The 19,362-nt window shown below is 67.2% G+C and carries 28 protein-coding genes; 3 read left to right on the forward strand and 25 right to left on the reverse strand.

Going from position 1 to position 19,362, the window contains the following annotated elements; all coding sequences use genetic code 11:
* Positions 1-37: 37 nt before the first annotated feature.
* From AB0K28_RS25075 to AB0K28_RS25100, 6 genes are read right to left on the reverse strand one after another with little or no spacing between them, the layout of a single operon-like run.
* Positions 38-460: a hypothetical protein gene (locus AB0K28_RS25075; protein WP_364374318.1), complete on the reverse strand. Its 423-nt coding sequence runs from the start codon at positions 458-460 to the stop codon at positions 38-40.
* On the reverse strand, positions 460-2,136 hold the full coding sequence (locus AB0K28_RS25080; protein ID WP_364374321.1) for a hypothetical protein: 1,677 nt from the start codon (positions 2,134-2,136) through the stop codon (positions 460-462). Before AB0K28_RS25080 ends, AB0K28_RS25075 begins: the two co-directional genes overlap by 1 nt.
* Positions 2,136-3,113: a hypothetical protein gene (locus AB0K28_RS25085; protein ID WP_364374324.1), complete on the reverse strand. Its 978-nt coding sequence runs from the start codon at positions 3,111-3,113 to the stop codon at positions 2,136-2,138. Before AB0K28_RS25085 ends, AB0K28_RS25080 begins: the two co-directional genes overlap by 1 nt.
* Complete coding sequence (locus tag AB0K28_RS25090) at positions 3,110-3,352, reverse strand: hypothetical protein (RefSeq protein WP_364374326.1); 243 nt, start codon at positions 3,350-3,352, stop codon at positions 3,110-3,112. Before AB0K28_RS25090 ends, AB0K28_RS25085 begins: the two co-directional genes overlap by 4 nt.
* A complete protein-coding gene (locus tag AB0K28_RS25095; protein ID WP_364374328.1) occupies positions 3,349-3,564 on the reverse strand; it encodes a hypothetical protein in 216 nt (71 codons plus the stop codon). Before AB0K28_RS25095 ends, AB0K28_RS25090 begins: the two co-directional genes overlap by 4 nt.
* A gap of 19 nt (positions 3,565-3,583) precedes the next feature.
* Complete coding sequence (locus AB0K28_RS25100; RefSeq protein WP_364374330.1) at positions 3,584-3,874, reverse strand: hypothetical protein; 291 nt, start codon at positions 3,872-3,874, stop codon at positions 3,584-3,586.
* A gap of 231 nt (positions 3,875-4,105) precedes the next feature.
* Between AB0K28_RS25100 and AB0K28_RS25105 the strand changes: the two genes are divergently transcribed.
* Positions 4,106-4,684: a hypothetical protein gene (locus AB0K28_RS25105; RefSeq protein ID WP_364374332.1), complete on the forward strand. Its 579-nt coding sequence runs from the start codon at positions 4,106-4,108 to the stop codon at positions 4,682-4,684.
* 5 nt (positions 4,685-4,689) lie between these two features.
* Here AB0K28_RS25105 and AB0K28_RS25110 read toward each other — a convergent pair whose 3' ends face one another.
* The 3 genes from AB0K28_RS25110 to AB0K28_RS25120 form a co-directional block, all read right to left on the reverse strand.
* Entirely contained in the window at positions 4,690-5,661 is a 972-nt protein-coding gene (locus tag AB0K28_RS25110) for a helix-turn-helix transcriptional regulator (RefSeq protein WP_364374334.1), read from the reverse strand.
* Between the two features lie 41 nt (positions 5,662-5,702).
* Complete coding sequence (locus AB0K28_RS25115) at positions 5,703-5,957, reverse strand: hypothetical protein (protein WP_364374336.1); 255 nt, start codon at positions 5,955-5,957, stop codon at positions 5,703-5,705.
* A gap of 97 nt (positions 5,958-6,054) precedes the next feature.
* Complete coding sequence (locus tag AB0K28_RS25120) at positions 6,055-6,315, reverse strand: hypothetical protein (RefSeq protein WP_364374338.1); 261 nt, start codon at positions 6,313-6,315, stop codon at positions 6,055-6,057.
* Between the two features lie 306 nt (positions 6,316-6,621).
* Here AB0K28_RS25120 and AB0K28_RS25125 point away from each other — a divergent pair, with 306 nt between their 5' ends.
* Positions 6,622-6,876: a hypothetical protein gene (locus AB0K28_RS25125; RefSeq protein WP_364374340.1), complete on the forward strand. Its 255-nt coding sequence runs from the start codon at positions 6,622-6,624 to the stop codon at positions 6,874-6,876.
* 77 nt (positions 6,877-6,953) lie between these two features.
* On the opposite strand, the gene AB0K28_RS25130 is transcribed toward AB0K28_RS25125, so the two are convergent.
* The 6 genes from AB0K28_RS25130 to AB0K28_RS25155 all read right to left on the reverse strand — a co-directional run bounded on the left by AB0K28_RS25130 (position 6,954) and on the right by AB0K28_RS25155 (position 9,444).
* Positions 6,954-7,445, reverse strand: coding sequence for a winged helix-turn-helix domain-containing protein (locus AB0K28_RS25130; protein ID WP_364374342.1), 492 nt, complete (start codon positions 7,443-7,445; stop codon positions 6,954-6,956).
* 236 nt (positions 7,446-7,681) lie between these two features.
* Complete coding sequence (locus AB0K28_RS25135; RefSeq protein WP_364374345.1) at positions 7,682-7,906, reverse strand: hypothetical protein; 225 nt, start codon at positions 7,904-7,906, stop codon at positions 7,682-7,684.
* Positions 7,903-8,103, reverse strand: a complete 201-nt coding sequence (locus AB0K28_RS25140; RefSeq protein ID WP_364374348.1) for a hypothetical protein — start codon at positions 8,101-8,103, stop codon at positions 7,903-7,905. Before AB0K28_RS25140 ends, AB0K28_RS25135 begins: the two co-directional genes overlap by 4 nt.
* Positions 8,100-8,435 carry a hypothetical protein gene (locus AB0K28_RS25145; RefSeq protein ID WP_364374351.1) on the reverse strand — a complete coding sequence of 112 codons (336 nt, stop codon included), beginning with the start codon at positions 8,433-8,435 and terminating at the stop codon, positions 8,100-8,102. The genes AB0K28_RS25140 and AB0K28_RS25145 overlap by 4 nt, the downstream gene beginning before the upstream one ends.
* Positions 8,432-8,737, reverse strand: coding sequence for a hypothetical protein (locus AB0K28_RS25150; protein ID WP_364374354.1), 306 nt, complete (start codon positions 8,735-8,737; stop codon positions 8,432-8,434). Before AB0K28_RS25150 ends, AB0K28_RS25145 begins: the two co-directional genes overlap by 4 nt.
* The gene (locus AB0K28_RS25155) at positions 8,734-9,444 is read right to left on the reverse strand and encodes a hypothetical protein (RefSeq protein WP_364374357.1); all 711 of its coding nucleotides are present in this window, start codon (positions 9,442-9,444) and stop codon (positions 8,734-8,736) included. Before AB0K28_RS25155 ends, AB0K28_RS25150 begins: the two co-directional genes overlap by 4 nt.
* 338 nt (positions 9,445-9,782) lie before the next feature.
* Between AB0K28_RS25155 and AB0K28_RS25160 the strand changes: the two genes are divergently transcribed.
* Positions 9,783-10,343, forward strand: a complete 561-nt coding sequence (locus tag AB0K28_RS25160) for a hypothetical protein (protein WP_364374360.1) — start codon at positions 9,783-9,785, stop codon at positions 10,341-10,343.
* Positions 10,344-10,445: 102 nt separating this feature from the next.
* Here the strand turns inward: AB0K28_RS25160 and AB0K28_RS25165 are convergent, their stop codons facing one another.
* The 10 genes from AB0K28_RS25165 to AB0K28_RS25210 form a co-directional block, all read right to left on the reverse strand.
* A complete protein-coding gene (locus AB0K28_RS25165) occupies positions 10,446-10,958 on the reverse strand; it encodes a YkgJ family cysteine cluster protein (protein ID WP_364374363.1) in 513 nt (170 codons plus the stop codon).
* A 77-nt stretch (positions 10,959-11,035) separates the two neighbouring features.
* Complete coding sequence (locus tag AB0K28_RS25170) at positions 11,036-11,314, reverse strand: HU family DNA-binding protein (RefSeq protein WP_364374366.1); 279 nt, start codon at positions 11,312-11,314, stop codon at positions 11,036-11,038.
* A gap of 815 nt (positions 11,315-12,129) precedes the next feature.
* Positions 12,130-12,351, reverse strand: coding sequence for a hypothetical protein (locus AB0K28_RS25175; protein WP_364374369.1), 222 nt, complete (start codon positions 12,349-12,351; stop codon positions 12,130-12,132).
* Between the two features lie 65 nt (positions 12,352-12,416).
* Positions 12,417-13,169 (reverse strand): hypothetical protein, encoded by a 753-nt coding sequence (locus tag AB0K28_RS25180; RefSeq protein ID WP_364374372.1) that lies wholly within the window; start codon positions 13,167-13,169, stop codon positions 12,417-12,419.
* Entirely contained in the window at positions 13,169-13,945 is a 777-nt protein-coding gene (locus AB0K28_RS25185) for a hypothetical protein (RefSeq protein ID WP_364374375.1), read from the reverse strand. Before AB0K28_RS25185 ends, AB0K28_RS25180 begins: the two co-directional genes overlap by 1 nt.
* On the reverse strand, positions 13,942-14,145 hold the full coding sequence (locus tag AB0K28_RS25190; protein ID WP_364374378.1) for a hypothetical protein: 204 nt from the start codon (positions 14,143-14,145) through the stop codon (positions 13,942-13,944). The genes AB0K28_RS25185 and AB0K28_RS25190 overlap by 4 nt, the downstream gene beginning before the upstream one ends.
* Before the next feature lie 69 nt (positions 14,146-14,214).
* Complete coding sequence (locus AB0K28_RS25195) at positions 14,215-16,134, reverse strand: DNA cytosine methyltransferase (protein WP_364374381.1); 1,920 nt, start codon at positions 16,132-16,134, stop codon at positions 14,215-14,217.
* Positions 16,128-16,325, reverse strand: a complete 198-nt coding sequence (locus tag AB0K28_RS25200) for a hypothetical protein (RefSeq protein WP_364374384.1) — start codon at positions 16,323-16,325, stop codon at positions 16,128-16,130. Before AB0K28_RS25200 ends, AB0K28_RS25195 begins: the two co-directional genes overlap by 7 nt.
* Before the next feature lie 113 nt (positions 16,326-16,438).
* The gene (locus AB0K28_RS25205; RefSeq protein WP_364374387.1) at positions 16,439-17,611 is read right to left on the reverse strand and encodes a hypothetical protein; all 1,173 of its coding nucleotides are present in this window, start codon (positions 17,609-17,611) and stop codon (positions 16,439-16,441) included.
* 64 nt (positions 17,612-17,675) lie between these two features.
* Positions 17,676-19,325 (reverse strand): DUF3560 domain-containing protein, encoded by a 1,650-nt coding sequence (locus AB0K28_RS25210; protein WP_364374390.1) that lies wholly within the window; start codon positions 19,323-19,325, stop codon positions 17,676-17,678.
* Positions 19,326-19,362: the final 37 nt, after the last annotated feature.

Raw genomic sequence — 19,362 nt, forward strand, 5'->3', positions numbered from 1 at the left:
CCCGGCGGCCGTGGGGTGCACGGCCGGCGGGCGGGGGCTAGTTGAGGTGGTCAGGGGGAAGCGGGGCGTAGGGGTCTTCGACCTCCTCGCCGTGCCAGGCGTTGGCGAGGCGGACGGCGACGACCCACGCGGCGTCGTGGACGGTGCGGGCCAGCGGGGTGCCGATGCGGGCTGCGTCGGCGACGGTCTTGTGGACGTCGCGGATGCGCTCCAGGCGCTCCCGGAGCTCGTCGAGCACCTGCGTGGCGTGCTCCTGCTCCTCGCGGATCGTGGGCTCGAACGGCACGTACTCGGCGAGCAGCCGGAAAGCCTTGCAGGTAAGGCAGTCACGGGGGTGGTCGCACGTGCCAGCGTGCTGCGCGATCTGCGCGAGGACGGCGGCGCGCTGCTGCCGCTCGCGCTTGATGCGGGCGAGCCGATCGGCGCGGAGGGCCGCCCGCTGGGCGTTGGTCAGGAGCATCACTGGCCGCCGTCCGGGGTGACCTCGCTGTCGTTGAGCTTCTGCAGGTAGTTGGCGAGGTCGGCGTTGGTGGCCTCGCCGACCGGCTTCTCCATGTGCTGCTCGAACGCGGCGGAGAGCTGCTGGTTGGTGCCGCCGAGGTCGGACCAGACGTCCACGATGCGCTGCTGCAGGTCCTTACGGCGGGCGGCGGCCTGCTGCATGAGCAGCTTGACGCCGTCGTTCACCTGGGCGGCGTTGAGGTCCTTGGTGGAGGCGACGGTGACGCCCAGGTGCTCGGCGATCCACGCGAACCGGGCCTCATCGTTGGCCTTGGTCGCTCCCTTGCCGGTGCGGATGGTGACCCCGGCCTCACCGAACCACACGCCGAGATCACGCAGCGCCTTCGCGGTCGGCTTCGGCTTCTCCTCGTCTTCGACGACCACCGCGTCCACGATGTCCCCGCCGCCGTCGGCCGCCGCAGTGTCCTGCGCGCGGGCGGCCTCGTCGAGGAGCGCTTCGGCGCGCTCGGACGCCTTGCGCGGTTCGTCCGCGATCGGGCCCGCTGCGGGCTGGCCGAGGTGGTCGGCGAACTCCTGCAACTGCTGCAGGGCCGCGGCCTTCATGCTGGTGCCGGTCCGGTCCCGGAACGCTGTGTGGAGCTGGCTCGTCGTGCCCGCCCACGCGGTCATGATGTGCTGCCGCAGCCGGTCCGCTTCGGGGTCGCTCGCCGCCGGCGGCTGGTCCTCGGTCGGCTCCTCGTTCTTATGCTCGTCCGGCGGGGCTGACTGGCCCTGCGGTGCGCCGCTGCTCTGCTGCTGGGAGAAGGTGGCGACGCGGGCCTTGGCCGCGGCCTCCACTTCCGCTCCCCGGCCCTGCCAGGCGGGGTCGAGCTTGGTCGTCCTCCAGATGGCCTCGACGGCATCACGGTTCGGAGCCGTCTTGATCATCGCGAGGTAGTCGGTCGCTGGCGCGGCCTCGATCGCCCGCTGACTCTCGCCGCCCCGGGACAGCTCAGCGCGGCGCGCGACCTCGCCCGACATCAGCTCGTCGAACCCGATGCCCTCGATCGTCAGGCCGGGCACCATGTACGTCGTCGGCTTGGGCTGCTTGGTCCTTGGGTCGATGATCGTGCCGTTGCGCTTGGCCAGGTACAACCAGGCGTCCACGTACGTGCCCGCGTGTGAGAGGAATTCGGCGGCGTTCGGGAGCTCCGCCGCGGCGTTCTCCCCCTTGCTGTCGAGCCGCCACAGCCCCAGGCTGGGCACCTCCTTGAGGAACACTCCGAGCCGCGTCGTGGGCTTGCACAGGCGGCTCTTGAGGTCGCGGTCCGCGCCGCACAGGCACGGGCCGACCCACGGAGCCTGCATCGCGACACCAGTGCAGCGTCGGATGCAGACCTTGCTCTCCCACGCCTCCATGTTCTGCGACAGGCCGTTCGGGGGGACGATGACGGGAATGCGGGTCGCTTCCGTGATGACCTCGAACTGCGGGCCCTCGGGCGACTTCCACGGTCGGGCCTGCCCGCCGTACAGCTCGGCGACGCCCCGGATCATCTCCTCGCTGGGCGAGGTGAATCGGAACGTCTCGATCTTGCTGGGGTACTCCTTGCCGTTCTGGCTCATCTTCTTCACGCCGAGACGGATCCGGCCGTCCTGCCAATGGCGGCGCTGCAGTACGGAGGGGTCGATGGGCATCAGGCGGCGTCCTTCCTGGTGGTGGTCTTGCTCGGGGGCTGGATGGGCTTGAAGCCGCGCATCTCCAGCCCGTGGACGTAGTGCGCGACCGGCAGAAGCCCACAGAACGCGGTGAACGCGTCCCGGCCGGCGGGCAGCGGGATGAACCCGTACTCCTTCTCGCGGAGGTTGAGGATCGCGGTGCCCGCGAACTGCGGCACAGGGAACTCGTGGCTCTCGTCGTGGTCGTCAGTCTCGCCGTACCTGCATGACGGCGGGCAGATCAGGGCGACCTCCGCGTTCCGCAGTGCGGCGAGCTGCATCAAGTAGTCCTCGTAGACGGCGCTGGCTGGCTTGGTCAGCGAGGTCTTCATGTCGATGAGCCACAGCCCGGACGGGGTGGGGAGCGGGTCCGGCGGGACCGCACGCGGCTTGAACTTCGGGATGAGCGGCGACGTCGGGCCGTCGAAGCGGAGGTTGGCCCAGATGTCGCTCGTGCCCCCGTAGGGGATCGTGCGGTTGATCACCGTGCACTCGGCCGCAACGATGTCGCGGCGGACGTCCACGCCGAAGTCGTGCAGGAACTGTCGGTAGGAGTTGACGAACGGTTCGGCTTCCTCGTCGGGGATGTATGCCTTGCCGAGGTTGATCGCTTCGCCGATGGCGTGGACGCGGGAGCCGAGGTCGGCTTTCTTATCCCACTGGACTCGGTACTGCGCCTTGGCGTGCTTGATGAACTCGACCATGTCGTCGGGGTCGGCGGCTGCACGGACCGCGTCAGGAAGGTTGTCCATCATCCAGATCGCGGTGTCCCTCGCCGCGGCGGGGGCCAGGGCCTCGATCATGTGCTGGTCGATCGCGTTGGTGACTGAGATCTTCAGCCGGTGGGGGTCGTCCAGGTCGCACATCGGGTCGCAGTAGTAGCGGCCATTGCTGGTGGGGACGGCGTGGCTCGGGTCGTACTCGTCGCGCTGGTCGTCGCGGATGGTGATATTCACGCACCACCGCCGAGGTGCCCGTCATAGTCGGCCTGGCCGTACCAGCCGAACCGGTACTCGTCCTCGAACATCGGGTCGAGGGCGGGGCCGCCGCCGACGCTCGGCCGGCGCCGGGCGGCGAACGTCTCGTAGGGGTGCTGCCGCTCGTCGGTGCAGGTGATGACGCCGATGTAGTTGGCGACCTCCTCGGTGGTGGGGATGTTGTGGGTGATGTCGAAGCCCGGTGGAAGCGTCGTCACTGGTTGTCCTCTCCGTAGTCGGCGGCCATGAGCTTGCGGCCGGTCTCCTCGATGAGCTGGTAGGCGGCGTCGTAGTCGCCGAGGACGTCGGCGAGCAGACGGGTGAGCGCGGACTTGACGTCGTAGTTCCAGTGCTCGGCAGCTCGTGTGGCGATGAGCTGCACCAGGTCGTCGAGAGTCGGCGCTGGCGGTGTTGTGGTGTTGGTGCGCATGTCGATTGCGGTTTTGCTATCAGGTGCGCTCGAACTTGGCGTGGACCAGGATGACCTTGCCGTCTCCCTTGGCGACGGTCCGGGTGGTGACCTGGTAGGTGCCGCCCTCGACGCGGCGGAAGCCCTTGTAGCCGTGCTTGACGGTGTTGAACATGCGGGCGGAGACGCGCTTGCCCTCTGGCGTGTCGGGGTTTTCGGCTATCACCGCCCAGACGCCGGGCTTGCTGCGGAGTGCGGTGGCGATGGGCTCGTAGTCGTCGCTTGACGGGGTTCTAGGGGCTGGGTCTTCCCAGCGGAGGATGCCGGGCATGGCGCTCCGTTCGGTGGGGGCTGTGGTTTCGAGTCGGGCGGTGCGTCTGTGCTGTGTCCTTATTTCGGTCACACATGTACGTACCGACATAACCGACACTATCGTCTCTTGACGCACCATGCAACGCGAAAGCGCGTCGAATGCGTCAACGCTTCTACCTCGCAAATGTCACGCTGAGTAATCGATTACTTTGCGATGTCGTAGGACACCTGACGCACAAGTTGATACCGTGTGCGCCAGCACATCTATGACACTTCAACCGCCACGAAGGGACTCGCAAGCACCGTGGCCAACACCAGCAAGACCTCAGATGTGGTTCAGTTCATATCCGAACGCCGAGAACATCCAGGCAAGCTACGGCGACGCATCTCCGTGCGCGCCGCCGCCAAGCGCGCCACGGAGTTGTCCGGCGAGTTGTTCTCCGAGCCCGCTTGGCGACGCATTGAATCGGGCGGCAAGGATCCAGATGACCGCGAGATCGTGTTCATGGCGGCTGCCGTCAACGACCTGGCCAACGACGTCGTCATCAGCTCCGACGACCTCGACGACCATGGCCGGCCCGAGGCGGCCGAGTTGTTCCGCGAGTGGATCCGTGAGCAGACCAAGGCTGATCCAGCGCTTGCGGCCATCGACTCGGACCTCACGCCCGAATCTTTGCAGCAGCAACTCCAGTCGATGCTCCGCGAGATACGCGGGCTGAAAGGCGTGTCCGCCGCAGAGCGGGAGCAGATGGAGAAGGTCCTGTTGTCCCACCTTGCTTCAACACTCAAAGCGACCAGCGCTCAACTGCGAATACTCCGGCCCCAATAGGGCGGTCAGTTCATCCAGTGGCGCGACGCGTGGGCGCCGAGCTGGTACAGCGTGGTCACGCCGGCCTTACGCTTCAACTTGTCGAGATGCCGGTTGACCGTACGGGCGTGGACTTTGAGCGCACTGGCGATCCGATCAACTTGGGCACCATCCGCCAGCATTTCGACGATCATCATTTCGTCGGGGTCGAGACGGTCGCTGCCGGTGAATCGGCCGGGGTCAGGCTGCAGCGGTAGCGCCCGCTCCCATTCGGTCTCGAAGACGCGGACAAGGAAGTCCACCAGCGTTCCCGGATGTACGACCATCATGTGGCTGATGTCGTGGTCCCGCGGGTAGCGAGGCGTCATTGCTATGCGCCGATCCCCGATGAGGAGCTTGTGCGGCAACCTGTCAGCGAGACGAATCTCGCAGCCCCGCTCAAGGGAGTGCTGCATGCCGTCAACCGCCGACCGGCTCTCGAACACTTTCCACTCCAGGATGACGCGGCACTTCGCCGGATGGTTTACACGATCCGGATGGTTTTCGTCATCCAGATCGGCGCTTGCGCCGGTCTCCTCCGGCTTAACGAGCGGCAGGAACGGGTGCGTGACGAGCTGCATGATCTCGTGCTCAGCCGTGGCGTTCACAGTCTCGTACCAGAGCTGGACCTGCTCGCGATTGGTGAGCACGGTGATGGCGTCTCCACCGGCGGGCTCGTGGGCGCTGTCGTAGATGCGGTCCAGTTCCTCCACGTACGACCGGGCCCGCCGAAGCTCTGCCTCCTGCGCGGTGAGAACGCCGTTCATGGCGATCGAGGGGCGCCTCGCCATCAGGGGATCGCCGTGCACGAGGCCCCGAACCGTCAGCTCGTACAGGTCGTCGTGGACCTGGTCGCCGAACTGCTCGCACAGTGCTCCTATGCTGCTGGGCCCGGTTGCGAGCAGGTGCCGGTAGAGCCGCTCCTGTTCCAGGCTGAGGCCGGCGATCTGGTGTGGCACGGCTGTATCACTCCCCCTGATGGCGTGGCGGTTGCATCGTTTCAGCGCAGGACAGATCGAGTCTCCCCGTGCACGTTCTCGAACAAACGTACGTAACCCGCGTGCTTTTCGGCAATGAGGAGCACTCGCCGCGCTACGCGGTCACGCCGCCACCACCGCATGAGGCAGATCGTGGCCGGGAGAGGCACGACCGCGGTCCACATGCCCAGCAGCGTGAGCGTGGCCGCGCCGAGGGTCTTGTCGATGTAGAGGATGAGGAACGAGCCGGCGACCGTCGCCCAGCCCGCGACCGACATGATGGTCAGGGTGTACAGCCACGTTCGGATGGCGCAGCTAATCATGATTCTCCGAGACTGCTGGTGTCCTTTGCTTCCTCTGGCCGGGCTGTCTCGGCTACATGCCGCCCATGTGGGCGTTCTGCTGCTGCTCGACCGGTGTGTCGATGGCGGCCTGCTCCGGCAGGGTCGGTGCGGAGACGTGGTCCGGGACATCGTGGACGGTGCTGGGGGCGGCGTCACTCATGGTGATCGGCTCGTGAGTCGGAGCGGCGTCGTCGGCGTAGGCGATGCTGGGTGCCGCGATCAGCAGGGCCGCCGCGGTGGCGGCGACAACGTGCCTGGCCAGGCGCGCAAAAGCGCCGCTGGGCATGGACATGGGTAGGCACTCCCCCGGTTTGGAACGGTGCGAACGAAAGGAATGCGGACACCCAAGTTGACTTTTAGACGCCAACGAGTGTCACGCGGGAGTGACCATAAAAGTCCTCTTACCGGGGATTGTCTACCATTATGAGCAGCATGTTGACGACATGGCACTTTTCTGACAGCCACTTGCGTCACGCTGTGAATGTTTGCATGCGGACAGTCGCCACACGAGAACACAAACCAGGCCGACGCTTACATTCCGGGACAAGGATGGTAGAAGGGAACGCTCCCAGCAACATTCGCCGAGAAAGGACCCATCATGAGACGAGCAGTGGCGCCACTTGAGACGGCGGCCTTCGTCGTCGGCACATTGACGTTCGTCGCCTTCGTCGTCCACGTCGTCCTCACCGACATCCCCGACCCCGTGGACATCATCATCATGGTGAGTGCGTCCCTGCTCGTGTGCGCGAGCGTGATCCTGGCCATCCGCGCACTGCCGCGTATCGGTGAAACCGCCAACCACGCTGACGTTTATGCGAAGGCTCTGGAAGAGCGGGTCGGCGCTGATCGGTGACTCAAAAATGACACGCGATGCAGCACCCGTCCGACCGGGACTGCACCGCGTGCCATTCCGGACTCCCTACAGCCTTTTCAGCCTGACTCGCTGGTCGGCCATTTGTCGCGGCTGGAGACGAAGGTCCCAATGGCGGGCACGGTGTACACCCAGCCCTGTTCACGCAGCAGGGCGACGGCCGCGCGGGCCGTCTTCTTGGCTACGCCGTACGTCTGGGTGATCTCCACCTCGGACGGCAGCACCTCGTCCGGCTGGTAGCCGCCCTTCTTGATCCCTTCGAGGAGGCTGGCCGCGACCTGCTCGAACGGCCACGGCGTGCGGATCGTTGGAGCGTCCTCCGGCCCGACGTAGGAGCCCCTGGCCTGGATGGTGTAGATGAGGCCTTCGTCACGCAGGACGGCGAGCGCCTTGCGTACCGTCAGCCGGGACGCGCCGTGCAGCTTGCAGAGCTCGGCTTCCGTGGGCAACTCCTGGCCGGACTGGAGCCGGCCCGCGTCGATGTCTTCCCTGATGGCGTTGATGATCATCTGGTAGATGGGCACAGGCCCGCGAGGGCCTTTTCTGGTCATGGTAGAAGTATACATGTTGGGAACCTTCGCATACGTGTCGGGAATAATTACATCGGAGGGAGAGCGGCGATCCCCGAAAATAGGGGAAGCCCCGGCGCCAGGGGCACCGGGGCTTCTGCGTGGTTGTGCAGACACACGCACAAGAAGCCTACGGCGTGCCGCCCGTCAGCATCGGCGGGCGGCCACCCACGCCGTGACGGCCTCGGTGATGCCGAGGTGACTGACGTCCACGGCCATCACTCCTCACCCTCCTTCGCCAGCGCAAACTGACGCTCGGCCGGCTCGGGCTCGACGGCGAGGTCGGTCACCCAGTTCCCGATGAGGAGGACCGCGATCAGGCCCAGGCCGAGGACCGCGCCGATCATTCCGGTGTCCTTCATCAGATACGCGAAGGTCAGCCACATCGCCACGATGAGCAGGAGCGTCACCAGGCAGGCGACGAGGCGGATGGTGGGCTTCATGAGGAGATCCTTTCGATAGAGGGAGAGTTGGCAGCCCGCCGGCGGGCGATGACCCGCCAGAGGACCATGGCCACGACGTCCAAGACCACGAACACCGCAGCCACAACGGGTTGACCCGCGCCGTCGAACAGCGCGAGGTGTGCGGGGACCATGAGCAGGCAGAACACCGCCATGCAGCGGGCGAAACGCTGGCTCACGCGCGCCTCCGCGTGCTGGTGTGGGCCAGGCATGAGCCCTTCGAGCAGGTCGGCAGCGGCGGCCGCCCTGCAGCCCTGCGGAGGGCGGGCAGGAACGGCTTGAGGTACCAGGCGAACGCCTCCACCAACACCTGCAGCGGCCCGCCGGCGGCGCCCATGACCTCGTACGTCATGCCCTCTTGCATGACGTATCTGCGTTCGTCGCGGCAGCCTTGGCACAGCTCGATGGGGTCGCAGGTGGTGATGAGGGACCACCGGTTGAGGATGCGCGGCGCGGTGTAGGCGACGCCGCTCGCCCAGATCAGGGACAGGACTTCCCACTTGGTGATCACAGTGACCGCCCCTCCTCCGGTTCGGCAGCTTCGCGGAGTGCTGCAACAACCTCGGCTTGAGTGCGGTCGGGGTCGCGGAGCCAGTCGGAAGGGCACGCCGCGCCGATGTGTCGCTCGAGAGCGGCGAACGCCGCGGTGAGGAGCGCTGCTCTGTGCGCGTTGGAGCCGGGGGCGTCACGGACCTCCAGCGCGATGGCGCCGCTCAAGGTGACGCCGGGCTGCTGGTAGTGGGAGGCCCATCCGCTGTTTTCGATGCGGTTCGCGGCACTGGTGAGGACGGCGCTGACGGTGGCGGCGGTCACCGGCCGCCGCCACGGATCGCGTCGTAGACGTCGCGGTCCAGGCGGGCGTCGCCGAGCGCGGTGTGCGCGGTTCCCGGGTCCTGCGCGATGCCGACGATCTCCCATGCCGGGCTGTCCATGTAGCCGTCCAGCCAGTCCTCGACGTACGGCACGACCTCGGGCGCGAATGCGTCCTCCACCTTGCCGTCGAAGGCGGACAGCCGACCGTCCACGTAACCGATCAGCAGGGCTCGAATGTCGATCATGCGGTGGTGGGCCGTGAGGATCTGCCCGTTGGCCCGCAGGAACTTGTCCAGGAACCGCCGGTCGAACGCCGGGTTGTTCGCGACGATGGTCGCGCCGTCCAGCTCCTTCGCAAGCGTGCGGGCGATGCTCACAGCGTCGGCGTTCATGTACCAGTCGCCCTCGGCCAAGGGCATGCCGGTGTGTTCCTTCATCCAAGGACTGCCAGAGACGTCGAGGGTAGGTGCGAGCCTTCGGCCTCCGCCGATCGCCTTGTTCACGACGCGGCACCGCTTGTAGTACTTCCCGACCTGCACGGAGTTCGGGTCGGCGAGGCCGAGGTCCGGGCGGACCTGCCACCAGAATTCGCGGTCGGTCCGGATCGGCTGGCGCAGGTCACGCATGATGAGGCCGATCTCCCACAGGTCGCCGTGGCGTTCGTCGAGGGATGTGGTTTCGAGGTCTACGATGGCGAGCTTCTTCATTGCGTTCTCTATTCGTCGTGGGGGTGTGCCTGGCCAGCTCGGGGCCGGCCGGATGCAGATTGCGTTTCCGCTATCAGCAGTCTCAACCGATGTTGATGGAGTCGCTGCCGTCCGCTCGGAGGACGGCGACAGGCGAGCCGGGGCGGGTGCATTCGTGAGGTTCGGGGTCGTTGGGCATGGGTTCCCTTCCGGGGTGGCGTGGCGTGGCGGTTGATTGCTTCACCGCTATCAGCGTGTCTCAAGCAGTTGACCATGATCAACGCTTGACTACGTCCGATAATACCGGCTGCAAACGTCTGTATACCACTGAGAGACCAGAAATTACAAGCGGTGTACTGGTGATCTATGCTGTGCGTTCGACGCGACAAGACGGCAGAAACGCCGTACCGTTGAACCACGCCACGCCACCACAGAAAGCCACCGCCATGCCACGCACGTCGAGCAGCAAATCCGCTTCCGCGCAGCAGCCAACAGCGGAACCGCAATCGGCGCGTCCCAGCCCCCGCCGCGGCCGCAAGCCGCAGTGGACCAAGCTCAAGCCGACCATCGCCCATCTGTACGAGGACATCAACGACCGCCTCACCGAGGCCATCGAAGAGACCGGGATGGGCTTGCAAGAGACGTTCGAGCTGGCCATCAACACCTACTGCGACGCGCTGCAGCCGCCCATCCCTGCCGAGATGCCGGAGGACTCCGACTTGAAGCTGCCGCGCGACCCGAACCAGCCGCCGCCCGGCACGCCGGCCGACCGGCCGACCGCACCGCCGGCGGTCGTACGGCTCAAGCCGAACACGAGGGCTCGGCTCGTCGCCGCATGTCACCAGGAGCAGATGGGCGGCAAAGCTGTCATCAACGACGCCATCGAGGCCTACCTGGACGAGCTGGGCCTGGAACAGTAGCCGGGCCAGCCAACGCAAAAGCCGCCGTCACGGTAAAGCGGCGGCTTTGTGGCGCCCGTGGTGAGGCGCGAGCCGTCCCTATCCAGCTCGCGCCCCGCGTCTTCATCCGCGCCGGCGGCGCTTCTTCTCCGGCCGGGCGCGCCGATTGTCCCGCACGTACTCGCGGACCGTCTGCCGGAACGTCGGGTCGTCGAACCGCTTCTTGAGACGGCCCAGCTCCTCCGCGCTCAGCGTGTCCGCCTTGCCGACGTCGAGCGACTGCGCCAGCAGCGCGTGCCCCTCCGCGTCCGGAAGCAACCCCTCCTCGGGGCGGCAGCCGTACGTGCACGGCATCGTCTCCGTGGCGCCCCACAACCTGCACAGCATCGGCCGCACCTCGTACACGCTGCACTGGCCGTCCTTCAGCGCCGGGCAGGTGTAGTCGCCCGTCTCGACCAGCTCGGCCAGGCCGTCCCGGTAGTGCGGGATCTTCACGCCGCGCTCGCGGATTCTCTGCTGCTCGCGCGGGTTCATCCCGATCGGCCCGCACGAGTCCTGGCACAAGCCCTTGCAGCCGGGCTGCGGCACCTTGGCGTACAGCTCCTCGAGGGCGGCGTCCATGTCGGATCGCTTCATGTGGTGTTCCTTCGGTAGAGAGGGAGGAAATGCGTCGGCGGTCCGCGCCCCCGCTGCGGACCGCCGACGAGCTGGTGCTACTTGTTGACGGCGGCCTTGACGCTCTTGGCCGGCCGGAACCGCATGACCCACTTGCCGGGCACGCTGAACGCCTCGTTGGTGTTCGGGTTCCGGCGGATGGTGGCCTGGTGGTAGGCACGGTCGAAGACGCCGAGGCCACCGATCCGGACCTCCTGGCCGGTGGCCACGGTGCCGACAATGATGTCGATGAACGCGTCAACGCTTCGCTTTGCGGCTGCCTTGGATGGGGCGCTCGTCCGCTGACCCCACTCCTCGATCAAATCTGCCTTGTTCAAGCTTCACTCCCGACTCGACCGATTGGATGTGCAGAACAATAGAGTATGCATCTGACGCATAAGACGCGTCATGCGCATCGTCAGGTTGCCTCGTCAGGCATCCGCTCCTGCGATGCGGACGGAACTGCCGCAATCAGTCGCTTCACGATCACAGTCCTCACCGGTCGCAGCCATAGGATCGGGTCTATGCGGATGTGGTTCCGTCGAGCCCCACGTGCGATTCGGCTGATGATCCTCGCTGTGCTGTGCTTCCTTGTTGTCCCCGCCGTCGCCATCCCCGTATTGACGTGGCTGCTGCCAACTCGGCCCGCAGGGCCAGTCCTTCCCTACGCTCCGTGCCCCGCCGATCTCCAGGGACCGGTACGCAGCCCCACGATTTACACCGGCATGGCCTCTCCATACGCAGGGTCGGGGCCGCATCCCATCAGGTTCTTCGAGGTTCACCCATACGGCGCGAGCGACTACTCCTCCTCGGTCGACTTACCACAGGAATGGCTGGATAGTGGAGACCCCCATTCCGAGAAGGTGCAATTGGTCGTCTGCGAGTACGGCATCGAACGTGGGGTAGGCGAGGTGTGCGGGTACGCGAGAGGCATCGCCATCCGGCCCGTCCGCATGACCTACGTATACCGGGTCTACGAGGCCAGGACCGACAGGCTCATCAAGGGATTCCGAGTAGGTAGTACCCGCACCTGTCCTTACGCGGTCATGGCGCGCAAGGGTGAACTGCCATCCGGCCGTATACGGGAAGAGCGCGACTACAGTGCTTTGAAAAGGGCTCTGGCCCCCCTGATCGAACGCGAAGTCAGGGGCAGCTAGGCACAGACGACCTCCTCGATGAGGGTGTGGGCCCGCCCGAACGCCTCGTCGATCGAAATGCCGTACTCCTGCGCCACGATGAGGTCCACCAGCTCGTTGACCGCGCGGGCGGCGTCCCACGCGGACACGACGTGCACGGCCTGGTCCTCGTCGGACTCGGCGGCAAGCTGCGCGAAACCGATCTCTCGGACGGCCTTGTCGGTGGCGTCCTGCAGCATGGCGCGCCTGCACTCGTCGAGCGGTTCTCGGCAGTGAAAGCACATGACAGACATCAAGAGCCCTTTCAGACCAAGGTGAGTTGTTCGTGTTCGGGAGCTGCGGCGCGCCGCGGCGGCGCGCCAGCCGGCCGCGACCAGAGCTGGTAGCGGCCGTCGTACGGGTCATGGACGAGCTCGCGCGCGTCCATGAGGGACGGCGCGTCCTCGGCCAGTAGGTGCCGGGGCCAGCTCAGGACTGACGGCAGGTGCTTGTCGGGGCCGTTGGCCAGGAGCGTTCCGTCCGCCGAATCCGCGAGCATGACGCGGGCGGCGTAGCGGAAGCGCTTGAGCGAATTGACCCGCCCGACGTGCACCCACTTGCCGATCGAGGCCGCCACGCGAGCGAGCACGGCGGCCGCCGGCGACAGCTTCCAGCGGGTGCTACCGCCGATGAACAGGCAGTCGAAGTCGTCCCAATCCCACCAGTTGCAGAATTCGAGCCAGTCCTGAGCGACCAGCGCGACCGGGTACCCCATGCGCCGGATGCGGCCCAGGTACGGATATGAGCGGTTGATCGTGGCGAACGCGTTGCCGACGACGTCGGGCGCGGTCGCGAACAGGCACCGATCGGCGAACTCAGCGCGGTCCTCCAGCCAGCGCATGTACGCCTCGTCGCCGACGTACGAGCTGCCGAAGATCCCGGAGTCGGCCGCCCACCACCCGTCCTCCGGGATGCGGTTCCCGGAGGACGGGGTGACGATGGCGCCGAGCCGGCCCGCGTGGATGTGCTCGCGGATCCGGTCGGTGCTGGGCGGCGCCAGGTACAGCGGGGCGTGCATCAGGCGGCGACGTCGGCCAGGGCAAGTTGCCTGGTCTTGCGTCGGCGCCTGATCAGGCCTCCCTCGTAGCGGCGGCGCAGCTCAGCGAGCGTCAGCGGCCGTTTCACCCCGGCGACGGTCTCGGTGAGGATCGCCACGTCCTTGCCGAACTCCTCGCGGAACCGCTGCTCCTGGCGTTCGGCTTCGGCGTACCGCTCGGGGAACACCTCCAGCGTGAGCAGCCACTGCTCCCGGCCGGCCCGGACGCACACCCCGCCGCAGTTGTTGTGTTCGTAGCAGAGGTCGTACAGCCGGGGCACGGCGATGCCGAGTGCGCGGCATTCGTCGAGCATGCCGTCCTTCGACCAGTGCGGCTCGTCGTCCATCGGGAACTCGACCCGCCACGGCGACCATCCTTTGATGACGCCGGGGATGCGCCGCTGCTCCGCGTGGTCGATGCCGACGTACACCACGGTGTCGGCCGGGTCGCAGTTGGCTTCCAGCCACTTGCGGCACGGGATCTGCTTTAGCCGCTTGGTGCACGGCGCAAGACGGGAGTTGCCCAGGAAGTGCTCGTCGAAGTACACCTCGAACGGGGTCCGCCCGTCCCGGACGGTGACCAGCTCGACGCCGAGGTGGGCGGCGGCGTCGCCGAGGAACCGGTAGAGGTCTTCGTCCTCAACGAGGGTATCGGCGAACAGCAGCACCAGGTCAGCGGTGCCGTGCTGGTCGGCGACGCGCTTGGCGGCCCAGAACGAGCCGATGCCGCCGCTCATCTGGATCACGTGGCGGGTCATGCGGACTTCTCTGGGTGGACGGTCTGCATGTGCGCTGAGAAGCCGAGGCTGCCCTGCTGGACGTGCGTGCCGCACAGGTCGCAGTAGCGCGCCCAGTGGTCGCCCGGCGCAAGATTGTCGGGGCGTGCCATCAGGTGCGGCGGGCAGTCGTCGTCGTTGGTGTGACTGTGCTTCGGCTGGTCGGATTGGTCGAACGCCAAGGTGGCTCTCCTTGTTCGGGGTGAGGTGGCCCCGCCGCTGCCGCGGCGAGGCCAATTGCGATACCGCTATCAGGTGGCGAGGGCGTAATCGAACCTGGCCAGCTCGATGCCGAGAATCGCCTCGATGATCGCGCAGGTCAGGATCTCGGCCATGGGCGGCGGAACCGCGTTGCCGATGAGCTTGACCTTGTCGCGCGCGGTGTCGGCAACGAACTGGTAGTCGTTGGGGAACGACTGCGCCCGCCGGAGCTCGTGAATCCGGAGCATCCGGAACAGGATCGACGACACGTCGATCTGGCCGTCCGAGGTGAGCAGCGCCCACCGGTCCCTGGTCGGCAGCGTCCCCACCGGCTCGTGCACGCTCTGCGTGCGGCCGTTGCCGTAGTACGCCATGAGCAGCGTCTCGTGCATGGGCAGGCTGGGCGGCGCGGTGACGAGGGACTGGTGTCCGGTTGTGGTGACCGTGCGCATGTGCTCGCTGGTCGGGGTGACGTGCTCGCGCCCATCTCCCCGGCTGCCGTTGTTCCGCATGAGCAGCGCTGGCGGTGGCTGCCAGCCGGGAGGGACGCCGAGTCCGTGGTGGAAGCCGCCGGCCGTGACCGCGTGCGCGGGGTCCTCGAACGCGGGTCTCGACTTGAACTCGTCGCCACCGCCCCGGAAGGGGAACACCAGCGGCAACATGCCGTCCTTGAAGGCCGGGTCACTAGCGAGCCCGTGGTTCGAGCCGTCCGAGACGAGCGTCGCCAGCGGGTCCGTGGTCGGGTCCGTGTTCCGCGCCCGACCCGACCGCATCAGCGACAGGAACGAGGGAAACACGCCTGGTTGTGCGTCCGGGGGGAAAGCGATGCCGTCCTCGTTCCGGGTGGTGCTGGTCCGCTTCGGCAAGCTGGTCGGCCGCGCTGTCTTGCCGTCGCGGCCTTCGCACGGCACGACGAGCGCGTTCGCCTCGCGCGTGGTGAGGGCGGGGATCGGCTCGTCCACTCCCCTGGGCCCGTCGTTCCAGGTGCCGCCGGCGGGCGTGATGAACGGCTTGATCCAGTGCTCCTCGACTCCGGCGCGGATGCGGGCGATCGTCTTGGGCGCCAGGCCCTCGGGCTTTTGCTTCGTCTTCTTCCGGGATCCGATCGGGGTGCCGAGGTCGGTCCAGTCGATCGTGTACGCGGCCGGGAGCACGGGCGGTTCGATGATCTGCCCCTGGCACGCTACTTCGGGGCAGATCCACACGTACTGGCCGTTCTTGATGCCGTAGACGCCCATGTCCGTGCCGCGCTTCTTCCACGCGCGGACGGCCTGCACCCATCCGCCGTGGCGGGGGCAGAAGGCGTACGGGTCGAACCACTTGCGGTAGTTCGGTGTGCGGCCCACGGACTCGTGGATGCCGGAGACGAGCATCCGATCGCGGGACTGCGGGGTGGGCAGCGTGGTGCGTCCCTGCACGTGCGCGGCGTTGACGGCGTGGATCTGGATGATGTAGCCGAGCTTCCGCAGCTCTCGGATCCACCGGTCCCAGTGCGCCCACAGTCGGGCCTGCACGACGTTTTCGACGCCGAACCCGAGCACCGGCTTGCCGTGTTTCTCCTGGCAGTGCCGCAGGTAGGTGACGACCTCCTCCATCAGGGCGCGCGACCGGATGCGGGTCTTCTGGTGCTCGGTCAGGTTGTCCAGGTCGTCGGCCCAGAGGGCCATCTGGTTTTCCTTGTCGAAGTACCGTGTCTCGCCCGAGGCCGTGCTGAAGGCCGGGCAGGCGGGAGAAGCCCAGAAGAAGCTGGCGTACGGGAACTTCTCGATCGCGTCGGCGGCCTGGACGTCGCCGAGCCAGAAGTCCACGTGCGGGTGGTTCTCGACGTACGTCCACTTTGCGGGCTTGGCGTGGTTGGCGGCGAACTTGAGCTTCGTGCCGGGGACGGCAGCGATCCCGGTTCCAGAGCCGCCGCCGCCCGCGAACATCTCGACAACGTCGATGTCGTCGGGGAAGAGCCGGTTCAGCACCCGGACTCCTTGCGAAACGACTCCTCGGCGGCGGTCTGCGCGGCGCGGGTCTGCGCGACGGCCTTGGCCAGCTCGCCCTCCTCATAGAAGGGGATTCGGATCATGTCGGCGGGCTCCCGGTGGAAGAGGAGGTGGCCGGAGGCCGTGACGACTACCGCGTAGCGGCCGGGGGCCGTCCAGAACGCGGCCACGGCACGTACGTGTCGGTAGGCCCTGACGAGCGCCTTCGCGGTGTGATTTTCGGCAGGGGGTACTGCAGAGTGGCGGTTCATCTGTGGTGTTGCCTTTCGCGAATAGCGAGGGGTTAGAACGACAGCGAGAGCTGGGCGGGCCCGTTCAGGCCGGCCAGCCACGCCTTCTCGAAGGACTTGAAGGTCTTGTCGTGCGCCAGCGCGGGCGCGACGACCAGGGCGTGCTCGACGCACGGGTAGTAGAGGTTCCGGGTGCGCAGCCACACCCGGTGGTGGCGGCCGTCCGTCTCGACCTCGCGGCCAAGCAGGTGAGCGGCCCGGTCGAGACGCGCGAGCACGTCGGCGCGGGTGCCTTCGACGAGCAGTTCCAGCGACCGGTAGGTCTGGCCGCGCGCCATCGCGTCGCCAGGCTTGGCGCCCATGGCGCGGCGCACGTCGTAGACCGCCCACGGCAGCCGGTTGAGACGCCGCTCGAACAGCTCTAGCAGCGGCCCGCTGTCCGGGTGTGAGGCGATCAGGTCGTACAGCTGCTCGCCCGCGAGGAGCCCCTGCCGCGGGTTCACCGCGACCGCGAGGTGCTCCATCGTCAGCCCCAGCAGCGCCTCGTACGGGTTGGCCAGGTAGCGCGGAATGGTCCGCTCACGCCCCTCTGCCAGGGAAAACGCGAACGGGCACTGCACGCACGCCGACTTGGGCCATTTCACGCCGAGCTTGTCGAGGATGTACCGCTCCGCGTCGGCGCGGTCCCAGCCACATTCGATCAGCGGGTACGACGGGATCCGGGCAGGTAGGCCGAGCGGCATGTCCTGCAGCATCCGGCGGGCCTCGTTCGCCTCGAACCCGACGACGTGCACGAACTCGTCGTCGCCGACGATCTGGGCGATGACCTGGTCAAGGACCCATCCCTTGAACTTCAGCGAGCATTTGCGCACGCCTCCGGACTGGGGGATGGTCGCCACCGACAGCAGCTCGTCCGACAGCCGGTAGGCGCCCGGCGCCGACGTCAGGCAGAGGATCGGGTGGGTGGTGTCGTCGTGGACGACGATGCCGTTCTTCTGTCGCGGGCCGGCCCGTGACGCCTGCACGGTGCGTACGCCGTGGTGGGCGAGGAGCGGGTAAATGTGCTGCTCGACGAGGTAGCCGGTCTCTACCCACTCGTCTCCGGTCTGCGCCGTGACGACGACGAGATCGGACAGGTCGAACCAGCGTGTGCCGGGTTCGAGCAGCCAGCGCAGCAGAATCGCCGTCGAGTCCACGCCGAGCCCGTACGAAAGGATGATCTTCACGGACGCTCCGGTGAGGGCCCCGCCCTCGAGGGGCGGGGCTGGTGTGCTGGTAGCGGCCCCGCTATCAAGCGGGGATGACCACGACGACCGTGGCGGCGTTCGTGGCCGGGGCGAACGAGCCCGAGGGCAGCGCCTCAATCTCGCCGCCGCGTTCCTCGATCAGGGTCCGGAACTTCTCAGCCGCCTTGGACTGGTGGAAGATCACCCCGGCGCCCATGACGGCGACGAGCCGCCCGCCAGGCTTGAGGAACCGCAGCGCGTGGGTGACGTGGAGGATGTCCTTGCCGCCGGAGAACGGAGGGTTCATCACCACCCGGTCGAAGGGGGCGCGCTCGGCCGGGTCTATCTCCAGGAAGTCACGGACAGAGGTGGCGTTCACGCCGGGGACGCGGGAGGTCAGGGAGGTCGCCAGGTTGTAGTCGAGTTCGACACAGTCCACGACCGCGCCCAGCTCGACGGCGGCCGCCGCGATGTTGCCCGTCCCCGCTGAGGGTTCGAGCACGGTCATGCCGGGCTGGATGTCGGCGAACTCCATGAGCTTGTCCACCACGGCAGGCGGCGACACGAACGCTTCCCGGCCACGGCCCACGGTCACGTTGCTGACGGTCTGCGCGGCCGCCTTCAGCTTCTCGGTGTCGATCGTCGGCACCTCGACCTTGCGCGGCGCAGGCGCCGGACTCGGGGGCGGGGGCGTCGCGGTGGTGGCTGACCTGGGCTTGGCCGCCGGGAACTCGGTGTCCTCGTGCAGGCACTCCACCGATAGGATCTTGGAGAACTCCACCTTGTCCGGCCACGAGTAGTCCGACTGGACGGCAACGGTCTTCCTGTTGACCTTCAGAACCGGCCGCTTCCGGCCGCGCACCCAGTACTCGACCAGGTCGCCGACGTGCACGTTGTCCGGCCCCCACTCGATCCAGCCCGCGGCCTTCGCGACCTCGAGTTGTGCCCGGTCATACTCCAGCTGGTTTTCGAGCTGGGCGCGGCGGGCGAGCAGCCGTTCGCGGTGGTCGCCGGACGCGGGCTCGTGCTGATCGATGAAGAGCGGGTTGCCGTGGTGGTCGAGGTGGCGGCGGGTGTAGCCGGCCAGGTCCCGTTCGATCCGCTTGATCTCGTTGATGGCGTTGTCGATCCTGCGTTTCGTCACGCTCGGCTTGGCCGAGTAGCGCATGTTGGATCCGACCGCGCTGGCGCGGCGGGCCGTCTCCTGCGCCTGGTCGTTCTCGTCGATGCTCTTGCGCATCGCCTGGTGCATCCGCTTCTGGTCGCGCCGCGCGCCCCGCTCGGAGTGGTGGCCGACCAGGATGGGCTGGCCACCCGCGAACCGCTCGCCGATCTGCTCTGCGCGTTCGTGCGCGGCGGCCGCCTCGCCAGCGTGCCGCTCGGCCTTCCTCTCCAGCGCGTCGCGGCGGTCTTCGAGCCGGTCAGCCTGGTCGGCGAGGACCTGAGCGCGGTCGCGGGGCTCGTCGTCGATATCGACTTCGACCTCGAACCCGGCCGCGCGGAGGGCCTTCGCCGCGGCGTTGATAGCCCACCGGTCTGCGACGTGGTCCCGGCTGTTGCGCAGCCCGATGCACGGCAGTCCTCGCCGAGCCATAGACGGGAAGAACTTGAAGTTGCCGTTCTCCCACTTGCGGATGATGTCGTAGACGCCGTCGCCCTTGGACGTGCCGTAGACGAGGGTGCCGTCTTCGTGCGTGTGCTTGATCGTGATCAAAGTTCCTCGCTCAAGGAGAGCGCAGGGCGGCCACCCG

The sequence above is a fragment of the Nonomuraea sp. NPDC049504 genome, assembly GCF_040676845.1.
Taxonomy (GTDB): Bacteria; Actinomycetota; Actinomycetes; order Streptosporangiales; family Streptosporangiaceae; genus Nonomuraea; species Nonomuraea salmonea.